General features: G+C 72.8%; 20 protein-coding genes. 11 read left to right on the top strand and 9 right to left on the bottom strand.

Going from position 1 to position 26,638, the window contains the following annotated elements:
• Nucleotides 1-28 precede the first annotated feature (28 nt).
• On the top strand, nucleotides 29-943 hold the full coding sequence (locus OJ997_RS04770) for a helix-turn-helix domain-containing protein (RefSeq protein ID WP_270023898.1): 915 nt from the start codon (nucleotides 29-31) through the stop codon (nucleotides 941-943).
• Here OJ997_RS04770 and OJ997_RS04765 read toward each other — a convergent pair.
• Both OJ997_RS04765 and OJ997_RS04760 read right to left on the bottom strand, forming a co-directional pair.
• Nucleotides 847-1,560, bottom strand: a complete 714-nt coding sequence (locus tag OJ997_RS04765) for an SRPBCC family protein (RefSeq protein ID WP_270023897.1) — start codon at nucleotides 1,558-1,560, stop codon at nucleotides 847-849. The two genes, OJ997_RS04770 and OJ997_RS04765, sit on opposite strands and share 97 nt — an antisense overlap.
• Complete coding sequence (locus OJ997_RS04760) at nucleotides 1,550-2,086, bottom strand: ArsR/SmtB family transcription factor (RefSeq protein WP_270023896.1); 537 nt, start codon at nucleotides 2,084-2,086, stop codon at nucleotides 1,550-1,552. The genes OJ997_RS04765 and OJ997_RS04760 overlap by 11 nt, the downstream gene beginning before the upstream one ends.
• Before the next feature lie 52 nt (nucleotides 2,087-2,138).
• Between OJ997_RS04760 and OJ997_RS04755 the strand changes: the two genes are divergently transcribed.
• Entirely contained in the window at nucleotides 2,139-3,035 is an 897-nt protein-coding gene (locus tag OJ997_RS04755) for an epimerase (protein ID WP_270023895.1), read from the top strand.
• On the opposite strand, the gene OJ997_RS04750 is transcribed toward OJ997_RS04755, so the two are convergent.
• Nucleotides 3,019-3,861 (bottom strand): MBL fold metallo-hydrolase, encoded by an 843-nt coding sequence (locus OJ997_RS04750; RefSeq protein ID WP_270023894.1) that lies wholly within the window; start codon nucleotides 3,859-3,861, stop codon nucleotides 3,019-3,021. The genes OJ997_RS04755 and OJ997_RS04750 overlap by 17 nt on opposite strands.
• A 9-nt stretch (nucleotides 3,862-3,870) precedes the next feature.
• Nucleotides 3,871-4,341, bottom strand: coding sequence for a DUF1707 SHOCT-like domain-containing protein (locus OJ997_RS04745; RefSeq protein WP_270023893.1), 471 nt, complete (start codon nucleotides 4,339-4,341; stop codon nucleotides 3,871-3,873).
• Between the two features lie 70 nt (nucleotides 4,342-4,411).
• On the opposite strand from OJ997_RS04745, the gene OJ997_RS04740 reads away from it, so the two are divergent.
• From OJ997_RS04740 to OJ997_RS04725, 4 genes are all read left to right on the top strand, one after another.
• On the top strand, nucleotides 4,412-5,677 hold the full coding sequence (locus tag OJ997_RS04740; protein ID WP_270023892.1) for an ATP-binding protein: 1,266 nt from the start codon (nucleotides 4,412-4,414) through the stop codon (nucleotides 5,675-5,677).
• A complete protein-coding gene (locus tag OJ997_RS04735; RefSeq protein ID WP_270023891.1) occupies nucleotides 5,674-6,663 on the top strand; it encodes a tetratricopeptide repeat protein in 990 nt (329 codons plus the stop codon). The genes OJ997_RS04740 and OJ997_RS04735 overlap by 4 nt, the downstream gene beginning before the upstream one ends.
• A 98-nt stretch (nucleotides 6,664-6,761) precedes the next feature.
• Nucleotides 6,762-10,160 carry an amidase family protein gene (locus tag OJ997_RS38235; RefSeq protein ID WP_270023890.1) on the top strand — a complete coding sequence of 1,133 codons (3,399 nt, stop codon included), beginning with the start codon at nucleotides 6,762-6,764 and terminating at the stop codon, nucleotides 10,158-10,160.
• A 171-nt stretch (nucleotides 10,161-10,331) separates the two neighbouring features.
• Nucleotides 10,332-12,347, top strand: coding sequence for a M14 family zinc carboxypeptidase (locus OJ997_RS04725; protein WP_270023889.1), 2,016 nt, complete (start codon nucleotides 10,332-10,334; stop codon nucleotides 12,345-12,347).
• A 38-nt stretch (nucleotides 12,348-12,385) separates the two neighbouring features.
• Here the strand turns inward: OJ997_RS04725 and OJ997_RS04720 are convergent, their stop codons facing one another.
• The gene (locus tag OJ997_RS04720) at nucleotides 12,386-13,378 is read right to left on the bottom strand and encodes a hypothetical protein (protein WP_270023888.1); all 993 of its coding nucleotides are present in this window, start codon (nucleotides 13,376-13,378) and stop codon (nucleotides 12,386-12,388) included.
• A 184-nt stretch (nucleotides 13,379-13,562) separates the two neighbouring features.
• Between OJ997_RS04720 and OJ997_RS04715 the strand changes: the two genes are divergently transcribed.
• From OJ997_RS04715 to OJ997_RS04700, 4 genes are all read left to right on the top strand, one after another.
• Complete coding sequence (locus OJ997_RS04715) at nucleotides 13,563-14,837, top strand: mandelate racemase/muconate lactonizing enzyme family protein (RefSeq protein WP_270023887.1); 1,275 nt, start codon at nucleotides 13,563-13,565, stop codon at nucleotides 14,835-14,837.
• Entirely contained in the window at nucleotides 14,834-15,781 is a 948-nt protein-coding gene (locus tag OJ997_RS04710; protein WP_270023886.1) for an NADPH:quinone reductase, read from the top strand. The genes OJ997_RS04715 and OJ997_RS04710 overlap by 4 nt, the downstream gene beginning before the upstream one ends.
• Nucleotides 15,782-15,974: 193 nt before the next feature.
• Nucleotides 15,975-19,532, top strand: a complete 3,558-nt coding sequence (locus OJ997_RS04705) for an Ig domain-containing protein (protein ID WP_270023885.1) — start codon at nucleotides 15,975-15,977, stop codon at nucleotides 19,530-19,532.
• Nucleotides 19,533-19,547: 15 nt separating this feature from the next.
• Nucleotides 19,548-19,844, top strand: coding sequence for a DUF3817 domain-containing protein (locus OJ997_RS04700; RefSeq protein ID WP_270023884.1), 297 nt, complete (start codon nucleotides 19,548-19,550; stop codon nucleotides 19,842-19,844).
• Here OJ997_RS04700 and OJ997_RS04695 read toward each other — a convergent pair.
• Genes OJ997_RS04695 through OJ997_RS04680 form a run of 4 tightly spaced genes read right to left on the bottom strand, consistent with a single transcriptional unit; the run spans nucleotide 19,810 to nucleotide 23,680 of the window.
• Nucleotides 19,810-20,487, bottom strand: a complete 678-nt coding sequence (locus OJ997_RS04695) for an SDR family oxidoreductase (RefSeq protein ID WP_270023883.1) — start codon at nucleotides 20,485-20,487, stop codon at nucleotides 19,810-19,812. The two genes, OJ997_RS04700 and OJ997_RS04695, sit on opposite strands and share 35 nt — an antisense overlap.
• Nucleotides 20,484-21,467, bottom strand: a complete 984-nt coding sequence (locus tag OJ997_RS04690; protein ID WP_270023882.1) for an alcohol dehydrogenase catalytic domain-containing protein — start codon at nucleotides 21,465-21,467, stop codon at nucleotides 20,484-20,486. Before OJ997_RS04690 ends, OJ997_RS04695 begins: the two co-directional genes overlap by 4 nt.
• A gap of 3 nt (nucleotides 21,468-21,470) precedes the next feature.
• Entirely contained in the window at nucleotides 21,471-22,292 is an 822-nt protein-coding gene (locus OJ997_RS04685) for a fumarylacetoacetate hydrolase family protein (protein WP_270023881.1), read from the bottom strand.
• The gene (locus tag OJ997_RS04680; RefSeq protein ID WP_270023880.1) at nucleotides 22,292-23,680 is read right to left on the bottom strand and encodes an aldehyde dehydrogenase family protein; all 1,389 of its coding nucleotides are present in this window, start codon (nucleotides 23,678-23,680) and stop codon (nucleotides 22,292-22,294) included. Before OJ997_RS04680 ends, OJ997_RS04685 begins: the two co-directional genes overlap by 1 nt.
• Nucleotides 23,681-23,850: 170 nt before the next feature.
• Between OJ997_RS04680 and OJ997_RS04675 the strand changes: the two genes are divergently transcribed.
• Nucleotides 23,851-26,638, top strand: a 2,788-nt coding sequence (locus OJ997_RS04675; RefSeq protein WP_270023879.1) for a midas domain-containing protein, incomplete at its 3' end; no start/stop codon positions are given.

Here is a 26,638-nt window from a genome sequence, read left to right as displayed (position 1 = left end):
GTCCAGTAAGACGTCGAACGCGATCAACATGGCCGACCGCCTTCGTGACCTCCTCGATCTCGTGCTCTCGTCGTTGGACGACGCCGTCGACGGTGCCGTCCTGGCCGAGCGCGCGCACTTCTCGCGCGATCACCTCGACCGGCTGCTCGCGGCGGCCACGGGCGAGTCGCCGGTGGCGCTGCGCCGGCGGTTGCTGCTCGAGCGCGCGGCGTGGCAGCTGCGGGCGGGCGTGACGGCGGCCGAGGCGGCCGAGCTCGCGGGCTACGGGTCGGTCGCGGCGTTCTCGCGCGCCTTCTCGCGGGCGTACGGCGCGCCGCCGAGCGCGTTCGCCGGCGACGTCCAGCTCGCCGCGCCGAACGGCATCCACTTCCACCCGCCCGCCGGGCTGCTGCTCCCGGGCGCGCCGGCCACCGGCGACCTGACGGAGCGGATGGTCGCGCATCACCTCGACCGGGTGCGGGAGCTGCTGCGCGCGGCGGCGGCGCTCGATGCGGCCGAGCTGGAGCGCGAGCTCCGGCCCGGCCTGGTGCTTGTCTGGTTCGAGGGCGAGGAGCCGAGCGCGGCGCTGATGTGCGAGCGGCTCGTGTACACGCTGGAGGTGTGGGTGGCGGCGATCGACGGCCGCGCGGTCCCGGCTTCCGGCTCCGGCCCGTGGTTGCCGCGGTTCGAGCGCGCGGCGCGGGACTTCGCGCGGATCGCCAAGCGCATCCGCGACCGCGGCGCCTACGACGACGCGTTCGTGGATGCGCTGTGCGAGCCGCCGCAGTCGTTCACCTACGGCGGCGTGCTCTCACACGTGCTGGCGTTCGGCGCGGTCCGCCGCGAGGCGCTGGCCGGCGTGCTGGGTCAGCTCGGCGCGGAGGTCTCCGAAGGCGATCCGATCCTCTGGGAGTCCAACCACGCGCGCCACTCGTCGGCGAGGTCGGGCGCGTCCGCGCCGTAGAGGTACAGGTGCACGGCGCTCATCGTCGCGCCGCCCATCGCGAACGCCATGACGAGGCCGATGCCCGGGGCGGGCGCGGTCATGCGGACGATCCGCTCGTGCTCGCCGTCGTGGACGACCTCGCCCTCCCATGGCGGCGTGAGCGCGGCGTAGGCGTCGGCGCGGTCCACGGGGTCGAAGCGCGCGACCATGACCGTGCGGCACGGCTGGCCGGCGAAGTGCTCCAGGTAGGTCTTGAGGATCAGCAGGTAGCCGTCCCAGCCCGCGGACAGGTTGTCGAGCATGTCGTCCCAGTTGCCGCCGGTCGCCTGGACGGTGCTGACCAGCCGGATGACGGTCGTCCCGCCGCTCTGCGCCTCGACCAGGAACTCGGTCGCGAGCTTGCCCTCGACCTCGCCCTCCCACGTCTCCTCGTAGGCGAAGCGACGCGGCGGGTCCCAGTCGGTCACGACGCCCGAGTCGGCCATGCCGGTGCCCATGTCCAGCCGCACCTTGCCGCCGACGCGGCCCTCGACCTCGGCCGGCACGAACCACGTCTCGATGCCGTGCCCGGTCGCGATCGCCTCCCACACCTGCTCCGGCGTGCCCGGGACCTCGATGCGGTTCTCACGTCTCACTGCCGGCCTCCTGGATCGGGTGGGTGGCGACGACGAGGCGATGCGGCCTGCCCGCGTCGTCGTGGTACTTGCCGACGAGGCGGGTGACGGCCTCGGTCAGCTCCTCGGCGAACGCGGCGCGGTCGTCGGGGGTGGCGAACCTGATCTCGGCGTCGAGGCCGAGCGTGTCCTGCTGGGCGTCGAGCTGCGCGACCTCGCGCAGCATCCGCGCGGCGAGCGCGATCAGGTAGCGGCTCGCGAGCGCGCGCCGGCCCAGCGCCGCGGGCGAGACGATGTAGGACGCGGCGGTCGCGCGCAGGACGCGCTCGGTGAGCCCGCCGTGGCGGCGCTCCTCCGCGACCTCCACGAGCCCGCGCTCTTCCAGCGCCCGCAGGTGGTAGTTGACCTTCTGGCGCGGGAGGCCGACGCGCGCAGCCAGGTTGGCGGCGCTGCCGGGCGTGGCCAGCTCGGCCAGCAGACGGGACCGAATGGGGTCCAGCGCGGCGGCGGCGACGGCCGGGTCGTCGATCAGCTCGATGTCCCGCATGGCCCCATTGAACCCTTGACAAGAATATTTGTCAAGCTACGGTGACTCACCGATGAAGATCGTGCTCGCAGGCGGGACGGGTCAGGTCGGTCACGTGCTCAAGCGTGAGTTCGCGGGCGACGAGGTCGTCGTGATCGCGCGGTCGGAGGGGGTGCGCTGGGACGGGCGGACGCTCGGCGCCTGGGTCGAGGCGCTCGAGGGCGCGGACGCGCTGATCAACCTCGCCGGGCGGACGGTCGATTGCCGCTACACCCCGGCGAACCGGCGGGCGATCATGCGCTCCCGGCTCGAGTCGACGTGGGCGCTGCGCGATGCGCTGCGGGGCTGCGCTGCGCCGCCGCGCGTCTGGCTCCAGTCGTCGACGGCGACGATCTACGCCGACAACTACGGGCCCGCGTGGGACGAGTCCGGGCGGCTCGGCGGCGACGAGGTCGGCGTGCCGGACACGTGGCGGTTCTCGATCGACGTCGCCAAGCGCTGGGAGGAGGCGGCCGCCGACGCGCCCGTGCGGACGGTGCTGATGCGCACGGCGATGGTCATGAGCCCGGACCGCGACGGCGTCTTCGACACGCTCTACGGGCTCGCGCGGCGTGGCCTCGGCGGTCCGGCCGCCGGCGGGCGCCAGTACGTGTCGTGGATTCACGACGTCGACTTCGCCCGTGCCGTCCGGCGGCTGATCGAGGACGAGTCGTTCGCGGGCCCCGTGAACCTGTCGTCGCCGAACCCGGTGCCGTACGGGGACTTCATGCGCGTGCTGCGCGACGGACGCGTCGGGCTGCCCGCGACCAAGTGGATGCTCGAAGTCGGCGCGTTCTTCATGCGCACCGAGACGGAGCTGGTGCTGAAGAGCCGCCGCGTCGTGCCGGGCCGGCTGCTCGAGTCCGGCTTCGCCTTCGCGTTCCCGGAGTGGGAGGCCGCGGCGCGCGACCTCGTCAGTCGACGCGCCTGAGCGCCGCCACCGTCGCGTCCTGCGTGACCGCGCGCACCTCGTCCGGCACGCCCTCCAGGTTGACCTTGCGGATCAGCTTCAGCCGCGTGCCCAGCGGCGCGAAGAAGTCGTCGTAGTGCGTCGGCACCAGCACGCGCGGGTCCAGCTTGGGCAGGATCCGCTCCCAGTAGCGCGGCGTGACCTGCCGCCCGGTCACGCCCGCCAGGAAGACGTCGACCGGCTCGTGCCCGAGCGCGTCGTCGTCGAGATCGGCGCTGCCCTGGTGGTAGAGCGCGATCCCCGCGACCTCAATCCGGATGCCGTACACCGCGCCGCACTTGTACGCGCCCGGCGTCAACGCGTGCACGTCCTCGCAGGTGAGCGGCCCGGCGAACGGCACCTTGCGCCCGAAGAGCAGCTTCGAGTGCCGGCTCGGCGTGAACGACACCACGAACGGCCCCAGCTCGTAGCGCTTGCGCGGCTCGACCACCGTGCTGGCCCGACCGTGCAGTCGCATGAGCTGCGCGAGCGACTCGGAGCCGAACGCCGGCGCGTCGAAGCGCCGCGCCAAAGCGGGCGCGTCGACGGCATGGTCCCAGTGCGTGTGCCCGACGAGGATCCCGGCGACGGGGCCGGGCGGCTTGACGTAGCGGTCGATCACGCCGTCGTCGGGGAGCGCGGGTCGTCTCAGCAGGACGCTGCGGAGCGGCACGCGCGAGACGTACGGGTCGACGAGGATGCTCGTTCCCTCGTACGTGAGCCGGTACCCGGCGACGCCGAGCCATTCGAGCTCGAGGCCTTCTGGGAGGCCGAGCGGAAGGGCTTCCAGCTCGGCGAGCCCATCCACGCGGTTGAGCTAGCTGAAGCCGCCGGCCATGCCACCGCCGTGCGGGCGGTGATGCATGCGTCGGCGCTTGGCGCCGTGCGCGATCAGCAGGGCCACGATGAGCAGCGGCACGATCAACGCGGACATCATCACGACGACGGCGAGCGCGATGATCGCGCCCGTGAGGACGATCATCGGGATCGCGATCGCCGACATGCCGACGAGGACCATGAAGGGCTTCGGCTCGTTGCGCTTGTGCACCACGGCGCGGGCCTGGTCCGGCCGGGAACGACGCGCCACGGGCTGGTCACGGCGTGGCAGGTCGCCGATCAGGCGCTCGAGATCGCCGCGGTAGATGGCGGCGTAGGCGAGGCCGATGCGCTCTTCGAGCTCATCGTGGTTGAGGCGTCCGACGAGGGCGTGCTCGCGCAGGAACTCGACGACGCGCTCGCGCTCGGAGTCCGAAGCACGGAGTTCCGAGTAGGGGCGCTGCCACGACATAGATCAAGTGTGCCGGGTCGTGACGCGATTGCAAGGCTCACTCGACAAGTCTCCGGGTAACCCCACCTCCGTGTCCGTCGACGCCTCAGTCATCGCCGCGCTGGAGACGGCGATCGCGGTCGAGCCCGGGAACCCGGCGCTGCGCGTCCATCTCGCGTCGCTGCTGGTGATGGCGGGCGACCCGGGGCGGGCGCTCGAGCACGCCCAGGCGGCGCTGAGCGCCGAGCCCGACCACGCGGAGGCGCTCGCCACCGCGCGCGACGCCTCCCGGGCGCTCGGTGACCACGACAAGGCCGAGCGCTACGCGCGGCTGCTGGGCGGCTTCGCGGACACGGCCGCCGCGTTCGACGCCGACCGCTGGGTCGAGACCGACGCCGGGATCGGGCCCGTGGACGAGGACGAGACGCAGGGGCCGCTCGTGATCCCGGAGGGGTTCACCGAGCTCGACCCCGAAGGGCTGCCGGCACCGGACCGCCCGCGCGTCACGCTCGACGACGTCGGTGGCCTCGAGCAGGTGAAGGCGCGGCTGGACGCCGCGTTCCTGGCGCCGCTGCGCAACCCCGAGCTGCGCGCGTACTACGGCAAGTCGCTGCGCGGCGGCCTGCTGCTCTACGGCCCGCCAGGGTGCGGCAAGACGTTCCTGGCCCGCGCGGTGGCCGGCGAGCTCGGCGCGAGCTTCTTCGCCCTCGGCCTCAACGACGTGCTCGACATGTGGCTCGGCGAGTCCGAGCGCCGGCTGCACGACGCGTTCGCGTCGGCCCGCCGCGCCGCGCCGTGCGTCCTGTTCCTGGACGAGCTCGACGCGCTCGGCCAGAAGCGCAGCCAGATGCGCCACTCGGCCGGCCGCAACGTCGTCAACCAGCTGCTCGCGGAGCTCGACGGCGCGCAGGCCGACAACGAGGGCGTCTTTGTGCTCGCGGCGACCAATCACCCGTGGGACGTCGACACCGCCCTGCGCCGGCCGGGGCGGCTGGACCGCACCGTGCTCGTGCTCCCGCCCGACCTTCCCGCCCGCGAGACGATCTTCCGCAAGGCCCTCGCCGGCCGGCCGATCCGCGGCGTCGACACCGTCAAACTCGCCCGCCGCACCGATGGATGTTCGGGTGCGGACATTGTTCACATTGTGGAATCGGCCTCCGAGCTCGCGCTCCAAGAGTCGGTGCGGACCGGCGCGATGCACCCGATCACGCAGGGGCAGCTCGACCAGGCGGCGAGCGAGACCGCGCCCTCCACCCGCGCCTGGTTCGGGATCGCCCACAACTACGCGGTCTACGCGAACGAGGGCGGCCAGTTCGACGACCTGCTGGCCTACATCCGCACGCACAAGCTGCTGTGAGCACGGGGGCCGCGCTGAAGCGGGCGCTCGCGCTCCTGGAGCTGCACCGGCCGGACGAAGCCCTGCGGCACGTGCACACCGCGATCACGAGTGAGCCCGGCAATGCCGCCCTGCACGCGCTCGCCGGCCACGCGTACCTGCAGCTCGGCCGCTTCCAGGACGCGCTGCGCGCCGGTGACGCCGCCGTCGCGTGCGGGCCGGAGCTCGCCACGGGCCACCAGGTGCGCTCGGTCGCGCTGCTCAAGCTCAAGCGTGCGCCGGAGGCCAGGCAGGCCGCGCTGTTCGCGACGCGGCTGAACCCCGAGCTCGCCTATCCGCACGTCGTGCTGGCGAATGCGCTGCAGGCCGCCGGGGACGAGGCCGGTGCCATCGCCGCCGCCCGCCACGCCGTCGAGCTCGAGCCCGAGGACGCCGACACGCACGCCACGTACGGCGAGATCCTGCTCGAGCAGGACCGGCCCGCGGAGGCGATCGAGGCCTTCTCGCGCGCGCTCGCGCTCGACCCCGAGGACGCCGACGCGCTCAACAACCTCGCCGTCGCTCGCCTGCGCAGCTACCAGCGCGACGGTGTCGGCGAGCAGTTCGAGGCCGCCGCCCGGCTGGACCCGCGCCTGGCGGAGGCCCGCGAGAACCTGCTGCACACCGGGCCGGCGGGCCGCGCGTTCGTCTACCGCCGCTTCAGCGCGGCGTGCGCGCTGCTGGCCCTGCTGCTCGTACCCGGCGCGAGCGGCGGAACCGTGGCCTTCCTCCTCTTCGCCGCCGTGTTCGAGCTCGTCCGCGCGCTCACCGTCCGTCGCCTGACCGCGGGCACGCGCCGGCTGCTCGCCGACGACCGCCGCGCCCGTCGCCTCAAACCGCTGCGCTGGGACTGGACGTGGCCGCTCCGTTTGCGGCCGTGGTGGTGGCTGCTGCTCGCGGAAGGGTTCCGGTCGGCGCGACGGCATCGGCGCCGCACCCGCGACGGTTCGTGGCGTCCGCCCGCTTAGAACTGCACGTTTGATCTATTGACACCACCCCGCCTTCCCGGATTGAGTGGGGGGCGCGAGTCCAACCCGGGGGAGTGTCGTTGATGAAGTCGTTGTCGTTGGCCTGTGCGCTTGTGGGCCTGCTGCTCGTCGCCGTTCCGGCGAAGGCGGCCGCCCCTGCGCTGGACCTCGAGCGACTGACGGTCTCCGAGCTGCAGACCAAGATGGCCGCGGGCCAGCTCACGAGCGTCCAGCTCACGCGCGCCTACGTCGACCGGATCGCCGCCGTCAACGCGCGCGGCCCGGGCCTGAACGCGGTGCGCCTCGTCAACCCGCGCGCGCTGCAGGACGCGAGCCTGCTCGACCTCGAGCGCGCGACCGGCAAGCTCCGCGGCCCGCTGCACGGCGTCCCGGTGCTGGTCAAGGACAACCTGGACGTCGCCGGCCTGCCGACCACGGCCGGCACGGTCGCGCTCCAGAACTCGATCCCCTCTCGTGACTCCACCGTCGTCGCCAAGCTGCGCGCCGCCGGGGCCGTGATCCTCGGCAAGACGAACCTGTCCGAGTTCGCGAACTTCATGACGAGCGGGATGCCCAACGGCTACAGCTCGCTCGGCGGGCAGGTGCTCAACCCGTACGATCTCGACCTCGGCACGAGCGGCTCGTCCAGCGGCTCGGGCAGCGCGGCCGCCGCGGGGCTCGCGGCGATCACGATCGGCACGGAGACGTCCGGCTCGATCGTCTCGCCCTCCGCGCAGCAGGGGATCGTCGGCCTGCGCCCGACGGTCGGCCTGGTCTCGCGCGCCGGCATCCTGCCGATCTCCGCCACCCAGGACACGGCCGGCCCGATGACGCGCACCGTCGCCGACGCCGCCGCCGAGCTGCAGGCGATCGCGGGCAGCGACCCGGAGGACCCGGCCACGACCGGCGCCCCGGCCGTCCCCGACTACCTCAGCGGTCTGAAGGCCGACGCGCTCGCCGGCAAGCGGATCGGCGTCATCACCAACACGAACGCGCAGTACGTCGCCGCGGTCGCCGCGGTGCAGGCGCTCGGCGCGACCACGGTGACGGTCGCCTCGCCGACCGCGGCGGGGACGGGCGACATCCTCACGCCGGAGTTCAAGCGCGACCTGAACGCGTACCTCGGCCGGCTGCCCGCGAGCGCGCCGATGAAGTCGCTCGCGGACATCATCGCCTTCAACAATTTGCACGCCGACGAGACGCTCAAGTTCGGCCAGTCGCAGCTCGAGGCCAGCGAGCGGACCGATCTCAACGACCCGGCGCAGAACGCGGCCTACGTCACGGCACGGGACACGGGCCGCGCGAGCGCCCGCGCCGCCATCGACGCCGCGCTCACGAGCAACAGCCTCGACGCGATCCTCACGCCGAGCGGCACGCTGACCGGGCTCGGCGCCCGGGCCGGCTACCCGCAGATCGTCGTGCCCGCGGGCTACAACGCCGCCGGCCGCGCCCCGGTCGGGGTCGCGTTCAACGGCACCGCGTTCAGCGAGGCCGCGCTGCTCGCGTTCGCCTATGCCTACGAGCAGGCGACCAAGCTGCGCAGGGTCCCGAGCGAGATCAACCCGGCCAGCTGGCGCTGCTACGCCGGCGCGCCGCGTTCCTGCCCGCCGGGTCGCGAGGTCGCCACCGGCGTCACGCTCGACTTCCCGCTGGAGACCGCGACCGTCGCCGACCTCCAGCAGCGGATGACCGCCGGCACGCTCAGCGCGACCCAGCTCACGAAGGCCTACCTGCAGCGGATCGCGCTCACGAACACCGAAGGGCCGTCGATCAACGCCGTGCGGCTGATCAATCCGAAGGCGCTGCAGGAGGCCGCGAAGGCCGACGCCGAGCGCGCCGCCGGGACCGTCCGCGGCCCGCTCCACGGCATCCCGGTGCTCGTGAAGGACAACCTCGACGTCGCCGGCCTGCCCACGACCGCGGGGTCCGTCGCGCTGGAGAACAGCATCCCCGCCACCGACTCGCCGGTCGTTGCCAAGCTGCGCGCCGCGGGCGCGATCCTGCTCGGCAAGCTCAACCTGTCCGAGTTCGCGAACTTCCTCACCAACGGGATGCCGAGCGGCTACAGCTCGCTCGGCGGCCAGGTGCTCAACCCGTACAACGCGGACATCACGCCGAGCGGGTCGAGCAGCGGCTCCGGCGCCGCGGCCGCCGCGGGGCTCGCGGCGATCACGATCGGCACGGAGACCTCCGGCTCGATCGTCTCCCCGTCCGCCGCGCAGGGCATCGTCGGGCTGCGGCCGACGATCGGCCTGGTCTCGCGCACCGGCATCCTCCCGATCAGCGCCACCCAGGACACGGCGGGCCCGATGACGCGCACCGTCGCTGACGCGGCGGCCGAGCTCGGCGCGATCGCCGGCAAGGACGCGCAGGACCCGGCCACGGACGCCGCGCCCGCGACCGTCCCGGACTACCTCGGCGCCCTGAAAGCGGACGCGCTCGCCGGCAAGCGGATCGGCGTGATCACCAACACGAACGCGCAGTACGTCGCGGCGATCGCCGCCGTGCAGGCGCTCGGTGCCACCACCGTCACGGTCGCCTCGCCGACCGCGGCCGGGACCGGGGACATCCTCACGCCGGAGTTCAAGCGCGACCTGAACGCGTACCTCTCCCGGCTGCCCGCGAGCGCGCCGATGAAGTCGCTCGCGGACATCATCGACTTCAACGAGGACCACGAGGGCGAAGCGCTCAAGTTCGGCCAGTCCCAGCTGCTCGCCAGCCAGGCGACGGACCTCACCGACCCCGCGCAGAACGCGGCGTACGTGACCGCGCGTGACACCGGCCGGGCGAGCGCCCGCGCCGCGATCGACAACGTGCTGACGGCCAACCAGCTCGACGCACTCATGACCCCGTCCGGCACGCTGACCGGGCTCGGCGCGCGGGCGGGCTACCCGCAGCTCGTCGTGCCCGCCGGCTACGCGTCGGCCACGCGCGACCCCGTGGGGATCGCCTTCAACGGCACCGCGTTCAGCGAGGCCGCGCTGCTCGCGTTCGGGTACGCCTACGAGCAGGCGACCAAGCTCCGCAAGCCGCCGAGCGAGACGAACCCGAGCCTGTGGCGATGCGTCCCCGGCAACGCGTACGCGGTCAGCACCCGCGCCTGTGCGCCGAGCACGCCGGCCAACGCCGACGCGGTCTCGACCATCGTCAGCGGCACGGTGCCGGCGACGCTCACGCTCACGCTCGGGCCGCCCGCCACGTTCCCGACGTTCGCCCCGGGCGTCGAGCGGACCTACACCGCGGCGACCTGGGCCGACGTGATCTCGACCGCGGGCGAGGCGACGCTGACCACCAGCGAGCCCGGCTACCTGACCAACGGCGCGTTCCGGCTCCCGCGGCCGTTGCAGGTCCAGCTCACGCCGCCCGCGTTCACCGCGCCGGTCAGCCACGGGACCGTCGACATCCTGTTCCGCCAGCCGATCGGGGCCACGGACGCCCTGCGGACCGGCACCTATTCCAGGACGCTGACCTTCACGCTCTCGACCACCACTCCTTAACCCCGTCGGCCCAATTGCGGTGCCCGCCACTGCGCGGGACCTGGACTTCCGGATAGGTTCCGCTCACTTCGAGACCCGGGGGGGTTCATGAGGAGTAGGGGATTGATCGCGGCGCTCGGCGCCGCGATGCTGCTGTTTCCGGCTGCGGCGTCCGCGCAAGAGCCAGATCAGGTGACGGGCCTGACTGCGACTCAGGACGTCGGGTTCACCACGCTCAAGTGGAACCCGGTGGCCGGCGCGACGGACTACCAGATCGAGCGCGCGCCGCTCGGGACGCCCGACACCACGGCCGGAACGGTCGTCGGCGTCTGGCAGTCGCAGCGCACGATCACGCCGGACAAGCCGTCGTTCGCGGACTCCGGCTTCAAGCTCGGCGACGGCTTCCGCTGGCGCGTCCGGGCACGCTTCGGCACCGGCACGGGCGCCGTGCTCAAGCCGTACTCGACGCCGGTGACCGGCACCACGCTCGGCCATCCCGGCCCAGCGGAGCTGCTGACGGCGTGGGAGAAGCGCGACACCGCGGCCACCGAGCCGCTCCAGCGGCCGTACACCACCACCGCTGAGGAAGAGACGTTCGCGGTCGCGCTGGACGCGGCGAGTGACCGCTTCCGCCGCGTGGAGCTCACGCGGACGATCCAGAACCGGCCGCTGGATCTGTACATCCTCGGCTACCCGAAGCCGCCGGACACCGCGGCGGAGATCTCGGCCCGGCCGACGTTCTGGGTCAACTGCAACGTGCACGGCAACGAGGCCTCGGGCCGCGAGACGTGCTTCACGATGGCTCGCCAGCTCGCGACCACGAACGATCCGACGATCCTCGACATGCTCAGCAAGATCACCGTGCTGATCATGCCGTCGAGCAACCCGGACGGCCGCGCGCTCAACCAGCGCGGCAACTCGACCGGGCAGGACCTCAACCGTGACCACGCGCTGATCGAGCAGGCCGAGACCAAGGCGCAGGCGCAGCTCATCCGCGACTACACGCCCGACGTCTCGGTGGACAACCACGAGGGCGACAGCGAGGACCTGCCGATCCTCACCGCGCGTCACCTCAACGTGTACGAGCCGCTGTTCAACGAGGGCAAGTTCCTCGTCAACGAATGGATGTACGGCGCCGCGGCCCAGTCGGGCTGGTGGATGGGTCCGTACAGCACCGGCGGCGACAGCCACGAGGGCATCCTGCGCAACACGTCGGCGCTCAAGAACAGCATCGGCCTGCTCGGTGAGGCGCGTGCCGCGCCGGGCACGACGCGTCCGGCCGAGGGCGGCACGAACACCCGCCCGAACGAGAACCGCAAGGCCTACGCGCACCTGTGGGAGAACTGGGAGGCCTACCGGTACTTCTACTCCAAGCTCAACCAGATCGTGGCGCTCAACAAGGCTTCCGAGGCGTACCAGACGGGGCAGACCGTCAACCGCACCGTGCTGCGCGGGTCCTACCCGTGGCCGCTCGTGCCGAGCGTCGGCGCGAACCCGAACGACCAGCCCGACGTCGACACGCCGCTCGCGGAGCGGATCCTCAATCCGTCGCCGTGCGGCTACTTCATGACGCTGGCCGACTACAACGCACCGCGGTCGAGCATCAGCCCGACGCCGATCCAGGCCGGCTCGATCGCCGAACGGCTCGCGATCCACGGCATCAAGGTCGTGCCGTGGGGCAACGGCGTGCTCGTGCCGCTCAAGCAGCCGCTGGGCGGCTTGGTCGCCCCGATGCTGGACGCGGCCTCCGTGCTGCCGTTCCTGCGGACGGCGGTCCGGTACTACGGCTCCTGCGACGGGTCGACGGTCGGCGGTACCGTCCCGGCGACGCTGTCGCTGTCGCTCGGCGCGCCCGCGGTGCTCGGGCCGTTCCAGCCCGGTGTGGACAAGGAGTACGTGACCTCGTCCGACGCCACCGTCACCTCGACGGCCGGTGACGCGACGCTGAGCGTGTCCGACGCGGGCCCGAACCCGGGCCACCTCGTCAACGGCACGTTCTCGCTGCCGCAGCCGCTGCAGCTGCAGGCCAAGACCGGCGCCTTCGCGCCGCTCGGGGCCACGCCGCTGACGCTGCACACCTACAGCGCGCCGGTGTCCAGCGACGTCGTGACGCTGGGCTTCAAGCAGGTCATCGGCCGCACCGACGCGCTCCGCACCGGGACGTACAGCAAGACGCTGACGTTCACGCTGAGCACGACGAACCCGTAGGACCCGCTGGGTGGGCGCCGCGCTCGACGCGCGGCGCCCTACCGCTTCAGCGTGACGCTGGTCGTCTGGGTCGTGGTCCTGCCGCCCCCGATGAACGTCCCCTTGAGGGTGACCTTGAGGCGCTTCGAACGCTTGAGCAGGGCACGTGCGTCCGCGGTGAGCTTCAGCGTGACCTTCGTGGTCTGACCCGATCGCGACACGGCGGTACCTGAGCCGAGCACCACTGTCCGACCTTTGGCCTTGGTCGTGAGGCGGAGCTTCGTCGTACCGGCGGCGGGGACGTCGACGGCCAGCGTCAGCTTGCCCTTGCGGGCCAGCTTGGCCGGGGTGAACGCACCGAGCTGGGCGCCTGTCCGGCCGATGGCCTGCTGGAACTCCCGGCCGGCGTCAGGACGGCGCGAGTCAGGCGATGCTTCGGGCGTCGGTGTTGGCGTGGTCACGGGTGGCTGCGGCTCAGCCGGCACCTCCGGAGCGGCACAGGCGCCGATGGTCTTCACCCCGTACGAATGGACGAAGACCTTCGAGCCCTCGTTCCACGCGCTCGAGCGCACTGTCTCCGCATAGACGGTCTCGCCCGACGACAGCGGCCGCGCGAGCGTGATCGTCGCCGGATTGCCATTCGTGAACCGGGCCTCGCCGCGGGAGCCCGGGACGTCGGCGAAGTAGGAACCCGCGTCCTCGATCCGTGCTCCCTCATCGCCGGTGACGGTGAAGGACGTGCGGCCGGCGCACGCATCCGCGCCGATGGACGGCGGGCCTGTGTAGGTGAAGGCGCCGCTGAAGCTGCCGTTGCGGTAGAGGTTGAGGACGTCCCCGCTGACCAGGGCGCCGAGCCGGAGCTCGTTGTAGAACGCGTAGGGAGAAGAGCCGCTGACGCTGCTCGCGAGCACCCGCCCGCCGCGTGTGTACTCGATGCGGGTCTTGGCGAAGTCGTCGACGGTCAGGCCGATCGTGGCCCACGGGTTCAGGCCGACCGAGAAGTACACGTCGTCGGCCGAAGCGGTCGGCGCGACCACGGCACTGCAGATCATGGTGGCCAGCGCGCTCGCGGCCAGAGTTCTCGCTGTGTGTGTCACCGCCGGCGAGGCTAGGGCTCGTCGCCGCCGAACCCAGCTGGACATGTGTCGAGGTGGCGCCGAAACCGTCGTTTGGATGACCAGACCGCCACCGGAGGTGTGAGGACCTCGGGCGGTGCGGTTTGACACGATGCGGCCGATGAGGATCACCGGTGTGCACACCGCCGTCGTCGAGGCGAACTACGACTGGACGTACGTGCGCGTCGATGCCGAGGGGGAGGGCCTGAGCGGCCTGGGCGAGTGCTTCTGCGCGCCCGGGCTGACCGCGATCATCCGCGATCTCTCGCCGCTGCTGATCGGCGAGGACGCCCGCGACGTCGACCGCCTATGGGCCAAGCTGCGCTGGGGGAGCTCCGGCGCGGGCTCGGCCGCGGGCATCGTCTACAACGCGATCAGCGGGATCGAGGCCGCGTTGTGGGACCTTGTCGGCCAGCACTACGGCGTGCCGATCCACCGCCTGCTCGGCGGTAAGTTCCGTGACTCGATCCGCATGTACGCCGACTGCCACGCCGGCGAGGCGCTGCACTCGATGGACGCGACGATGGTCGAGCGGCCGGCGCGCTGGGGGCAGGAGGGGCCGGACGCGGTCGCGGTGGGCGCGATCCGCAACCCCGAGCACGGCCGCGCGTACGCCAAGGCCGCGCCGGACGAGGTCTTCACGCCCGAGCTGTACGCGGCGCGGGCCAAGCAGGTGGTCGCCGACCTCGGCTTCTCCGCGCTCAAGTTCGATCTCGACGTGCCCACGCCGTACATGCAGGACACGGCTTCCGGCACGCTCTCGCGCGCCGAGATCAAGTACATGGTCGAGCTGGCGGCGGCGGTCATCGACGCGGTGGGCGACGAGGTCGACGTGGCCTTCGACTGCCACTGGCGCTACCAGGTCGCCGACGCGCAGCGGCTCGCGCACGAGCTGGAGCCGCTCGGCCTGATGTGGCTGGAGGACCCGGTCCCGCCGGAGAACGTGCAGGCGCTCGCGCGGGTCACCAAGTCGACCACGACGACGATCGCCACGGGCGAGAACGGCTACATGCGCCACGGCTTCCGGGAAGCGTTCGAGAACGGCGCGATCGACGTCGCCGCGCCCGATCCGCAGAAGACGGGCGGGCTCCTGGAGACGCGCCGGATCGCCGACTACGCGGACACGCACTACATCTCCGTGGCGCCGCACTGCATCGCGTCCCCGATCGGGACGATGGCCAACGTGCACGTGTGCGCGGCGATCCCGAACTTCCTCGCGCTCGAGTGGCACGGGATGAGCGTGCCGTTCTGGAACGACCTCGCCGTCGGCCATGACGGGCCGGTGATCGATCGCGGACGGATCACGGTTCCGGACCGTCCCGGGCTCGGCGTGACGCTCAACCTGGACCTCGCCCGTGAGTACGCGCGAGCGGGTGAGCCATTCTTTGACGAATGATCGCGGCCACTTACTCCGAGACCGGCTCGTCCGACGTCCTGACCGTCGGCGAGATCGAGACGCCCCAACCCGGCCCCGGTGAGGTGCGCGTCAAGCTCGCCGTCGCGGGCGTGAACCCGACCGACTGGAAGTTCCGCGCGGGCGCGACGGGCGCGCTGAACTTCCCGTTCCAGGTGCCCGGGCAGGACGGCGCGGGCGTGATCGACGCCGTCGGCGACGGCGTCGCGAAGGCCTGGAAGGGCGAGCGGGTGTGGGTCTACCTCGCGGCCTGGCAGAACCCGTACGGCACGGCCGCGGAGTACACGGTCGTGCCGGTCGAGAAGGCCGTGCCGCTGGGCGACGCGACGTTCGAGCTCGGCGCGTCGCTGGGCGTGCCCGCGCTCACCGCCTACCACTGCCTGTTCTCCGACGGCCCGATCGAGGGCAAGCGCGTGCTCGTCGCGGGCGGCGCGGGCGCGGTCGGGCACGCCGCGATCGAGCTGGCCAAGTGGGGCGGCGCGGAGGTCATCACCACCGTCTCCAGCCCCGAGAAGGCGGAGCTCGCGAGCGCCGCCGACGTGATCGTCAACTACCGCGAGGACGGCGCCGCCGAGAAGATCGGCAAGGTCGACCGGATCGTCGAGGTCGCGCTCGGGCCGAACCTCGAGCTGGACCTCGCAGTGGCCAACGACCACGCCACGATCGTCAGCTACGCGGCCGACCAGCCGACGGCCGAGCTGCCCGTGCGCGCGGCGATGACGGCGAACCTGACGTTGAAGTTCATGCTGCTCTACACGATCCCGGAGCCGGCGAAGCACGACGCGATCGGCGGCGTGTCCAAGGCCGTGAACGTCGGGGCGCTCACCACCCAGCCGCTGCACCGCTTCCCGCTCGCGGAGACCTCCGCCGCGCACGACGCGGTCGAGGCCGGCGCCGTCGGCAAGGTTGTCATAGACCTGCAGTAGCTCAAGTTTTGCGCGCGGGCGACGACCGAGTGGTCAGCCCCCTCGAACCACGGAGTCCGCTTTGCGCATTTCCCGTCGTGCCGTCGTCGCCGCCTGCGCCGCTGCGTTGGCGGCGATCCCTTCCACCGCTGCAGCCTCAACCCCAGTCTGTGCCCCAGCGGCGTGTACGGAGCAGGGACAGGCGCGCTCGATCGTGCTCAAGCGCAAGTCGCCGAACAAGGCGCGCACGACGCTGCGGGTCTCCGTCAAGTTCGCGCCCAAGGGCAGCAAACCGCGCGTCACGGTCACCGGGCCGAAGGGCTTCAAGCGCGTGATCGCCAAGTCGACGACGTGGCGCAAGGTCCGCCCGGGCCGCTACACGGTCGTCGCGGCGGTCATCGGCGGCAAGGAGGTCACGACCTACGCGACCTTCCACACGACCCGCGCCCGGCTGCGCAAGGGCATCTCCGGCTGGGTCGGCGTCCGCTACCGCCAGCAGGTCGCGAGCGCGACCCGGATCGCCGACCCGTCCGCGATCGTGTCGGTGACCGGTGATGCCAAGGAGGTCCGGGACATCGTCGTCGACGACCCCCAGGGGCTCGTCCAGCCCGGCACCGTGCTCACCGCCGGCGTCGGCCCGCAGACCCCGAGTGGCCTGCTGGTCGCGGTCGAGTCGGTCCGGCGTGAGGGCGGCCGCACGATCGCCCGCGGCGGCCCGGCGCCGCTGACCGCGATCGGCCCGCAGGCCGAGATCGTCTCCGAGCCGCAGCTGTCGATGTCCGAGAAGGAGTTCGACGCGGCGATGGCCAAGGCCGATCCGGCACGCGCGCTGCGGCAGCTGCAACCGGGCTTCGACGGCGGGAAGCGCGCGTTCGCCGCCGCCGGCAAGGGCGACAAGGGCTTCCAGCGCCCCTACAGCTGCTCCACCGGCGCCAAGGCGACGATCGACGGCGACATGAACTTCGACGCCGGGACGAGCATCGGCCTGTCCTGGGGCGGCTTCTGGCACCCGCTGACGATCTACGCCCACGCCGGCGTGAAGATCAAGCAGAACGCGACGCTCTCGGTCTCGATCGAGGGCGAGGCCAAGTGCGAGCTCGAGCTCAACCTGCTGCCGCAGGACTACCGCTTCACGCCGTGGACGTTCAGCGTCGGCCCCGTGCCGGTCGTGATCGTCCCCAAGCTCAACTTCCAGGTCACCGGCGAGGCGTCCGTGGGCGCCAAGCTCAGCTCGTACGTCGAGCAGTCCCTGACCACCGAGTTCGGCGTGCAGTGGGACGGCAGCCGCCTCGGCCCGTACGGCAAGGCGGAGTCCTCGTTCAAGACCTACAAGCCCACCCCGAGCGGCTCGCTCAACCTCAAGGCCGCGATCGGCCCGAAGCTGATCTTCGACTTCTATGACGTCGCCGGCCCGTACGTGACCGCCGACCTGTTCATGCAGCTCAAGGCCGACACGAACAAGGACCCGTGGTGGCGCCTCTCCGGCGGGCTGCAGGCCGGCGGCGGGCTGCGCTTCAAGGTCTGGGACTTCACGTTCGACAAGAACATCCGCAACATCTGGTCCGAGGACTGGACGATCGCGCAGGCCGACAAGCCGCCGGTCCCCGCGTTCACGACCAAGACGCTCCCGGACGCCGACAACGGCAAGGCCTACAGCTCGAAGGTCGCCGCCTCGTCCACGCGCGGGCCGCTCACCTACGCGCTCAACTCGGGCCGGCTGCCGGCCGGGCTCAAGCTCGACAAGGACGGCAAGCTCACCGGCACCGCGACGGGCTACGGCACGAGCACGTTCGAGGTCGCGGCCAAGGACGCCCTCGGCCAGCTCGGGCTGCGCACGTTCACGATCAAGACCAAGACGCCGGCGACGGTGCTCAGGACCACGGCACTCCCGGGGGCCACGACCGGCGCCGTGTACGGCGCCACGCTCGACGCGGCGGGCGGCATCGCTCCCTACAAGTGGGACGTGAGCGCGGGCACGCTGCCGGCGGGCCTGGCGCTGGTCGGCAACCGGATCTCGGGCACGCCGACCCGGGAGGGCTCGTACTCGTTCACGCTGCGCGTGCAGGGCGTCGACCAGAGCCCGGCCACGCGCGCCTTCACGGTCGCGGTCGAGCCGCCGCCGCTCGCCGTCACGACCGGTGCGCTGCCGGGCGGCAAGGCCGACGTCGCCTACGACCAGACGCTGACCGCGAGCGGTGGCGTCGCGCCCTACACGTGGGCGGCGGCGCAGCTGCCGACCGGCCTGACGCTGAGCGCGTCCGGCCGCCTCTCCGGCACGCCGACGGCACCGTTCGGCGGGCCACTGCGCGTCACCGTCACCGATGCCGGCGGGCGCACCAAGACCGCGGATCTGGCGTTGACGATCGCCGACGTGGACCCGGTGGCGATCACCGGCTCGAGCCTCGCGCAGGGCATGATCAGCGTCGCCTACGACCAGACGCTGAGCGCGTCCGGCGGGCGCGCGCCGTACACGTGGCAGGCCAACTCCGGCGTGCCCGCCGGCCTGAGCGTCTCCGCGGCGGGCAAGATCACGGGCACGCCGTCGGCCGACGGCACCAACCAGCTGAGCGTCACCGCCACCGACCGCGACGGCCGCACGGCGACCAAGGCGCTGACGCTGGAGATCCTGCCCGCGGGCATCAGCATCACCACTTCGTCGCTGCCGACGGCGCAGATCAACGAGCCCTACGACGAGACCCTCGCGGTGCTCGGCGGCACCGCGCCGTACACGTGGAGCGTGAGCTCCGGGACGCTGCCGACGGGCGTGACGCTCGACGCGTCGACGGGCCAGCTCACGGGCACGCCGACGGTCGCCGGGACGCCGGCGTTCACGATCATGGTCACCGGCACGAACGGCGCCTCGGCGACCAAGGCGCTGTCGATCCTCGTCGACAACACGCCCGGCGTGTACCTCATCGACATCTCGTGCCCGACGGCGAGCTTCTGCCTCGCCATGGACTCCGACGCCAAGGCCTACACGAAGGTCGGCAGCGGCACGTGGAGCGCCGCGGTCGACTCGACGGTGCCGGGGACCGCGTACCGGCAGCGGGTCTCCTGCGTGACGGCGACGTACTGCCTCGCCGCCGGCTACGACGGTGGCGTGCGCAAGTTCGACGGCACGTCCTGGACGACGCTGCCGAGCCCGCCCGCGGTCATGCAGATCAACGACCTCGACTGCGTCACGATCACGTACTGCGTCGCGGGTGGCATCACCGGCTTCGGCTCGACGCGTGTGTGGACGTGGAACGGGACGTCGTGGTCGAGCGCGTACGGCTCCACCAACGGCAACGGCTGGAACCGCGTCGAGTGCCCGGCGGTCGACGACTGCGTCATGACCGGCAACCCGTTCACGGGCCACTTCAACGGCACGACGGTCACGGCCACCAACGACCTCCTGTCCGAGGGCAACGCGCTCGCCTGCGTCGCCGGCAGCACCCTCGAGTGCTACGGCGGCAACGGCAACCCGGCGTGGGTGTTCGACGGCCTGAGCTGGACGACGCCGAACGTGACCAGCGGCGGCCAGACGTTGCAGCTGTACCCCGTGTCCTGCTCGCCGACCGGCACGTTCTGCGCGTCGGGCGGCTTCCAGGGCGGCAACGGCATGTGGACCTACGACGGCACGACCTGGACCCATCACGCCGGCACGACCGGCAAGGCGTCGCAGATCTCCTGCGGCAGCCCGACCTACTGCGTCGTGGTGACCTCGATCGGCCAGTGGCGCGAGTGGAACGGGACGAGCTGGACCGCGGCGAGGACGTTCGCGCGAGGGTAAGCCATCCTCTAGAGCGTGATCACGCTCAAGAACTTCCGAATCGTCGCGCTTGCCGAGGCCACGAGCTTTCTGATCCTGCTCGTGGCCTCGGTGCTCAAGCGCACCACCGACACCGACCTCGTGCCGATCATGGGGCCCGTCCACGGCGCGCTCTTCGTCGCTTATGTGGCGCTGGCCGTCCTGCTGCGTCCCGAGCAGCGCTGGGACACGAAGACGTTCGTGTTGATCCTCGTCGGCGCGGTCGTGCCGTTCGGCGGCTACGTCGTGGACCGCTGGCTCACGTCGTCTTCCCGATCGACTGCAACGCCGTAGGCAGGATCGTCAGCTCGGGGACGAACGCGCGCGGCGGCAGGTTCACCGCGAACAGGCACGCCGCCGCGACGTCCTCGGCCCGCAGCATCTGCGCGCGGGTCTCGGCATCCGGGGGCTCCGGGCGATTGTCGAGGATCTCCGTGTCGACGACGCCGGGCAGGATCGCCGTGCAGCGCACCTCGCCGTTCACCTCGAAGCCCGCGCCGCGTGTGAGCGCCAGCACCGCCGCCTTGCCCGCCTGGTAGGCCGGGCCGGAGCGGTCGGTCCAGGAGCCGCTGACGCTCCCGATGATCACGACGGTGCCGCCCTTGAGCTTGGGCAGGAAAGCGTGGAGCGCGTTGAACGGGCCGGTGAGGTTGGCGTTCAGGACATGGTCCCAGCCCTCGTAGGTGAGCTCGTGCAGCCGGCGGTCCTTGATGTTCGTCCCGGCGGCGATGATCAGCGCGTCGACGTGCTCGAACTGGGTGGCGAAGGCCTCGAGGGCGTCGCGGTCGGTGAAGTCCAGCCGGTGCGTGGTCGCGCCGTCGAGGTCGATGGCGCGTCTCGCCGCCGCGTGGACCGTGTCGCCCTGCTCGAGGAACGCGCGGGCGGTCGCGAGGCCGATCCCGCTCGAGGCCCCGATCACGACGACCGTGCGGCTCATGCGGTGCCCGCGAGGAAGACCTTGAACTCGGGCGGGGGCGGGCCGTTCGCGAGCCGCGCGAACTGCTCCGGGCCGTCTTCGAGCGGGCGGACCGGCTCGAGGTCGTCGCCCAGGTTGGCGGCGCCGCTTGTCAGCCAGTCGTAGGCCTGGTCGAAGTCGGGCATCGTGTACGCGTAGGAGCCCTGGATGCGGTGCTGGCTGCGGATCACGCCGTGGAAGCCGAGCGTCGTGTCGTCGCTCGCGAGGCCGATGCAGACGAGGGTGCCGCCGGGGCGGAGGAGGGTGAGGCCGAGCTGGCGGGTGGCTTCGGCGCCGACCGCGTCGATCACGAGGTCCGCCTCACCCGGCTCGGCGCCGTCGGCGTGCGCGCCGAGGGTCATCGCTCGCGCGCGGCGTGTCTCGTCTCGCTCGACCGTCGCCACGTGCGGCAGTCCGTCGAGCAGCGCGGCCTGGAGGGTGACGAGGCCGATCGTGCCGGCGCCGATCACGACGGTGCGCTCGGCTCCGGGTGGCGCCAGCCGCACGGCGTGTACGCCGTTCGCCAGCGGCTCCATCAGCGCGCCGACGCGCATGCTCACGTCGTCCGGCAGTCGCCGGGCGTCGGCCGCGCGCACCTTCACGAAGTCCGCGAACGCGCCCGGCACGTGGACGCCGACCAGGATCCGATCGAGGCAGAGGTTGGTGTGGCCGGCGCGGCAGAGCTTGCACTCGTCGCAGCCGGAGAGCGGGTTGACGGCGACCCGCGCGCCCTGCAGGTCCTGCGCGCCCTCGCCGGTCGCGATCACCGTGCCCGCGAACTCGTGCCCCATCACCAGCGGCGGCGTGCGGTTGCCCATGTGGCCGAGGTAGCCCTCGATCTCCGAGCCGCAGATGCCCACCGCCTCGGGCTGCAGGATCAGCTCCCCCGGCCCGGGATCGGGCGGGTTCGGCTGCTCCTCCACGGTCATCTCGTTCGGGCCCTGCCAGACGATCGCGCGCATCGCTTATACGACCTCCACGGTGTTGACCAGCTCACCCAGCCCCGTGATCGCGATTCGCACCTCGTCGCCGCCCTGCAGCGTGAACTCGATCGCCGGGATCACCGACGTACCCGTGAACAGCACCGCGCCCACCGGGAAGTCCTGCGCGCGGAAGAGCCATGACACCAGCTCGTCCAGCCCGCGCTTGAGCAGCGCGGTCTGGGTGGAGCCTTCGAACACGGCGTCGCCGCCGCGCGAGATGGTCAGGCTGATCTCCAGCGCGTCCGCCGGCGGGGCCTCGTCGACGGGCACGATGCACGGGCCGAGCGCGCAGCTGCCCTTGTAGACCTTGGCCTGCGGCAGGTAGAGCGGGTTCTCGCCCTCGATCGAGCGCGACGAGACGTCGTTGCCGATCGTGTAGCCGAGGATCTTGCCCTGCGCGCTGATGACGAGCGCGAGCTCGGGCTCCGGGACATCCCAGCCGGAGTCCTCGCGGACACCGATGGCTTGGTTGGGGCCACGGACTCTGCCGGGCGCGGCCTTGAAGAACAGCTCGGGCCGCTCGGCGTCGTAGACCTTGTCGTAGAAGTCGTGCGCGCCCTTGGACTCGTCATTGCGGGCGGTGCGCGAGGCCTGGTAGGTCACGCCCGCGGCCCAAACCTCCTGGCCGGCGACGGGCGCGAGGATCACCGAACCGGCGGGCACCGGCCCGGCGGCCGGCGCGTCGAGGGTTCCGGCGGCCAGCAACGCGTCGAGCGTGCCGTCGAGCAGCTCGACCGGTCCGCCTTCCACCGTCCCGCGGGCGAGGCGCTCCCCGCCCGCGGTCTGGACCCGCCAGAGCGCCATCAGCCGGCGGGACCGATCGTGATCGTGTGGGTCGTCGTGTAGTGGTCGCGCGCGGCCTTGCCCTGCTCGCGCGGACCGAACGAGGACTGCTTCTCGCCACCGAACGGCGCGTGGAAGTCGACACCCGAAGTCGGCATGTTGACCCGGATCATCCCCGTTTCGAGCCCATCCACAACCGTCAGCGCGCTGTCGAGGTCGCTGGTGAAGACGGAGGTGACCAGGCCGAAGGCGACGCTGTTGGAGATCTCGACGGCCTGCTCGGCGCTCGAGGCCTTCAGGATCGTGACGATCGGGCCGAACACCTCCTCCTGCGCGAGCTTGGCGGTCGGCTCCTGGCCGTCGACGACGGTCGGGGAGAAGAACAGGCCGGGGCCGTCGAGCGCCTGGCCGCCGGTGACGACGCGGCCACCGTCCTGCGGCGCGCCCGTGGCGGCGGTGACGAGCTCCTCACGCGCGGGCGGGTTGATGACCGGGCCGACGACGGTGCTCGAGTCCTTGGGGTCGCCGACGGGGAGTGCGTCGACGGCGGCGGCGAGCGCGTCCGTGAACTCGGCGGGGTCGCCGAGGACGATCACGCGGCCGGTCGCGGTGCACTTCTGGCCCGCGTAGCCCATCGCGGCGCCGGCGATCACCTTCGCGGCGGCGGCGACGTCGGCGTCGGGCAGGACGATGCTCGCGTTCAGGCCGCCCATCTCGGCCTGTGCGGGGATGCCGCGCGCGGTCGCGGCCTGCGCGACCTGGAGGCCGACGTTGGTCGAGCCGGTGAAGGAGATGACGTCAGCCTGCTCGATCACGGCCTGGCCGGTCTCGCCTCCGCCGGCGACGACGTTGAAGACGCCCTCGGGCAGGTGCTTGGCCAGGATCTCCTCGAGCAGGAGCGCGGAGGCGAGCGCGTCGCTGGACGGCTTGAGCACGACGGCGTTGCCGTACGCGAGCGCGGGCGCGGCCTTCCACAGCGGGATCGCGAACGGGAAGTTCCACGGGGTGATGAGGCCGGCGACGCCGCGGGGGCGGCGGCGGGCGAGCAGCAGCGTGCGCGGATCGGCGGGGGGCGCGGCGGGCAGCGTGTCCCCGTCGGGGTCGAGCGCGGCCTGCGCCTGGTAGCGCAGGATGCGGACCGCGCGGCCGTGCTCCATCACCGATTCGGTCAGCGGCTTGCCGACCTCGCGGACCATCAGGTCGACGATTTGGTCCTTGGCCGCGTCCACGGCTGCAGCGGCGGCCGCGAGCGCGTCGGCGCGCACGACGGCGTTGCGCTTCCACTCCTTCTGCGCCTCCCGGGCGCGCGTAAACGTAGCCGCGACCGCCTCGCGATCCGCGGCCGGCGCGGACACCACCACATCGGACTGATCCTGCGGTGACCGGCTCTCGATCGTCTGCGTGCTCATACCTCGGCACGCTAGTACGAAGGGGTCGGAGATCACTCCGACGGATGCCGGAAAGCACGATCCGCGCAGCTTGCACTTATGGGTGCCCGATAGCGCCGCGTGTGTTGACCTCTCCGGGTTACTCTTCGCCCAGATTCCGGTGCCGTCTGCCGTAGGTCACCCAGCCCGGCGTGCCTGAGCACGTCGAAGAACCGGTCGCCCCGGCGGCCCCGGTCCAGTCCGCCGGGCCCGCTCCCGCGAGCGCGCTCGGCCTCGGCCTCGGCACGCCCGGCCGCCCGAACGCCGCCCAGGTCTCCGCGCTGCAGCAGAGCGCGGGCAACACCGCGGTCTCCTCCTACCTCGCCCAGAACGGCGGCCCCGCCCCGAACCCGGACGTCTCGGGCGTGAAGTCCGAGGCCCACGACGGCGACAACGCGATCACGGCCGCGATCCGCGCCGCGTCCGAGCGTCGCGCGAGCTCGGCCACGTTCCCAGCGCTTCCGCCCACGAACGGCGCGCCCGGGGCGAACGGCCTCGATCCGGCGAACGGCGCGACGAACGGTGCGGCCGGCGCTGGCGCGGCCACGCTGGGCCTCGATCCGGCCGCGGGCGCAACGGCCGGCCTCGATGCGACGGCCACCGCGAACGGCGGGGCGGCGAACGGACGCGCCGGCGTCGATCCGGTCGCGGCGGCGCTCGGTCTCGATCCGGCGGCGGCCTCGAACGGTGCGGCCGGTCCGGTCTCTGGTCTTGCCTCGGCGAACGGCGCCGCGGGCGTCGATCCGGCGACGGCCGCGAACGGTGCGGCCGGTCCGGCCCCCGTTCTTGCCCCGGCGAACGGCGCCGCGAGCGTCGATCCGGTTGCGGCGGCGCTCGGTCTCGATCCGGCGACGGCCGCGAACGGTGCGGCCGGTCCGGCCCCCGGTCTTGCCCCGGCGAACGGCGCCGCGAGCGTCGATCCGGTTGCGGCGGCGCTCGGTCTCGATCCGGCGATGTCCCCGAACGGTGCGGCCGGTCCGGCCTCTGGTCTTGCCGCGGCGAACGGCGCCGCGACGAATGGTGCGGCCGGCCCTGGCGCGGCTCCCGGCCTCGACCCGGCTACTGCCGCCGCCGGCCTCAGCACCGCGGCGAACGGTGCAGCAGGGCCGGGCCCCGTCGCGGCCGCGGCCGGTCTCGACGCGGCGCCGCCCGAGGTCGCGGCTGCCGTGGACGCGATCGTCGGCGCCGACCCCGGCGCGGCCGACCTCAACGCGCCGGGCGGCCCGGCCCCCGCGGTGGGCGCGAAGGGGCCGGAGGCGGCGGCCCAGGTCGACGCGGCGCACGCCGACTCCAAGCAGGAGGCGTCCGCGGAGGTCGCGGGCGACAAGGACGACCAGGCCGAGGCCGCTGAGCCCGCACCCGCTCCGTCCGCCGAGGCCCCGGAGGGCGCGGCCCAGGACGAGGCTCCGCCCGCGGCGGGCGCGGCCGGCGACGCCACCGACCCGCGCTCGGAAGCCGAGGCCGTGTTCCAGCAGGCCACGGGCGGCGAAACGAGCGAGGACACCGACTCCGACACGGACTCCGACCCCGAGCTCGCGACGCCGACGGCCGAGCCCGCCGCGAAACCCGATGTGGCGGCCGCGAAGGCGAAGCCGATCGAGCCCGCGCCGATGCCGAAGCCGGCCTCCGCGTCCGACGAGGCCGCGCACCCCAACCCCGCCGCGGCCGCATCTTCGAACCCGGCAGCGGCGGTCCAGCCGCAGGCCGCCCCGGCCGCGGGCGCCGGCCCCGCGGCGGGCACGGCCGAGCCTGCCGCGGGCGCCGGGCCGAGCGCGGACACGGCGGAACCTGCCGCGGACGCCGGCCCGAGTGCGGACACGGCGGAGCCTGCGGCGGACGCCGGGCCGAGCGCGGACACGGCCGAGCCAGCCGCGGACGCCGGGCCGAGCGCGGACACGGCCGAGCCAGCCGCGGACGCCGGGTCGAGTACGGACACGGCCGAACCCGCCACTGACGCCGGTCCCGCGGCCGAGACCGCTGACCCTGCCGCGAGCGCCGAGCCGAGCGCGGATACGGCCGAGCCCGCGACTGACGCCGGTCCCGCGGCCGAGACCGCTGACCCTGCCGCGAGCGCCGAGCCGAGCGCGGATACGGCCGAGCCCGCGACTGACGCCGGTCCCGCGGCCGAGACCGCTGACCCTGCCGCGAGCGCCGAGCCGAGCGCGGATACGGCCGAGCCCGCTACGGACGCCGGTCCGGCGGCCGAGACCGCCGGCCCCGCCGCGAGCGCCGAGCCGAGCACGGACACGGCCGAACCCGCCGCGGATGCCGGGCCGAGCGCGGAGGTGGCCGAGCGGGCTGCGGACGCTGGGCCCAGCGCGGAGACGGCCGATCCCGCCGCGGACGCCGAGCCGAGCGCGGAGACGGCCGATCCCGCCGCGGACACCGAGCCGAGCGCGGAGACGGCCGAGTCGGCTACAGACGTCGCGACGGCCGAGCCCGCCGGCGACGCCGGGCTCAGCGGGGGCGCCGCGAGCGCTGAGACGGCCGAGCCCATCGAAGCTGCCGCGGACGCCGCTCCGGAAGCGGCCGAGGCCGCGCCCGCGGCACCGGCCGGCCCCGAAGGCACGGCGGACGAGGCCGACGCGGAACCCGCCGCAGAAGTTGAGGCCGTGCCGGCAGCCGCGGCCGGCCCCGCGGTGACGGACGAGGGCGACGCGCCACCACCCGTGGCGCAGGCCGGCTCAGAGGCCGACGCTGAGCCCGTGAGCGCACCCGCCGCCCAGGCGGGCCCCGAAGCGGCACCCGCCGGAGAACCCGCCGCGCCTGTGGCGGGCGCCGGACCCGGTGCGGACACGGCACCGGCGGAGCACGACGAGCCCGCGGAGGCGGAGGAGGCGGCGGCCGGCGGCACGGCACCGGCGGAGCACGACGAGCCGGCGGCCGCGACCGGCGGCACGGCACCGGCAGAGCACGACGAGCCCGCGGCGGCGGCGGCGG

It is taken from the genome of Solirubrobacter phytolaccae, assembly GCF_027587195.1.
GTDB classification, from domain to species: Bacteria; Actinomycetota; Thermoleophilia; order Solirubrobacterales; family Solirubrobacteraceae; genus Solirubrobacter; species Solirubrobacter phytolaccae.
This window is presented reverse-complemented; position numbering and strand designations above follow the sequence as displayed.

What these genes read in the sequence shown, in the direction of transcription:
- OJ997_RS04685 (WP_270023881.1), bottom strand. Translation starts at nt 22,292, where the DNA reads ATGGCGCTCTGGCGGGTCCAGACCGCGGGCGGGGAGCGCCTCGCCCGC.
- OJ997_RS04745 (WP_270023893.1), bottom strand. Translation starts at nt 4,341, where the DNA reads ATGTCGTGGCAGCGCCCCTACTCGGAACTCCGTGCTTCGGACTCCGAG.
- OJ997_RS04760 (WP_270023896.1), bottom strand. Translation starts at nt 2,086, where the DNA reads ATGCGGGACATCGAGCTGATCGACGACCCGGCCGTCGCCGCCGCCGCG.
- OJ997_RS04770 (WP_270023898.1), top strand. Translation starts at nt 29, where the DNA reads ATGGCCGACCGCCTTCGTGACCTCCTCGATCTCGTGCTCTCGTCGTTG.
- OJ997_RS04695 (WP_270023883.1), bottom strand. Translation starts at nt 20,487, where the DNA reads ATGAGCCGCACGGTCGTCGTGATCGGGGCCTCGAGCGGGATCGGCCTC.
- OJ997_RS04690 (WP_270023882.1), bottom strand. Translation starts at nt 21,467, where the DNA reads ATGCGCGCGATCGTCTGGCAGGGCCCGAACGAGATGACCGTGGAGGAG.
- OJ997_RS04710 (WP_270023886.1), top strand. Translation starts at nt 14,834, where the DNA reads ATGATCGCGGCCACTTACTCCGAGACCGGCTCGTCCGACGTCCTGACC.
- OJ997_RS04715 (WP_270023887.1), top strand. Translation starts at nt 13,563, where the DNA reads ATGAGGATCACCGGTGTGCACACCGCCGTCGTCGAGGCGAACTACGAC.
- OJ997_RS04680 (WP_270023880.1), bottom strand. Translation starts at nt 23,680, where the DNA reads ATGAGCACGCAGACGATCGAGAGCCGGTCACCGCAGGATCAGTCCGAT.
- OJ997_RS04755 (WP_270023895.1), top strand. Translation starts at nt 2,139, where the DNA reads ATGAAGATCGTGCTCGCAGGCGGGACGGGTCAGGTCGGTCACGTGCTC.
- OJ997_RS04720 (WP_270023888.1), bottom strand. Translation starts at nt 13,378, where the DNA reads ATGATCTGCAGTGCCGTGGTCGCGCCGACCGCTTCGGCCGACGACGTG.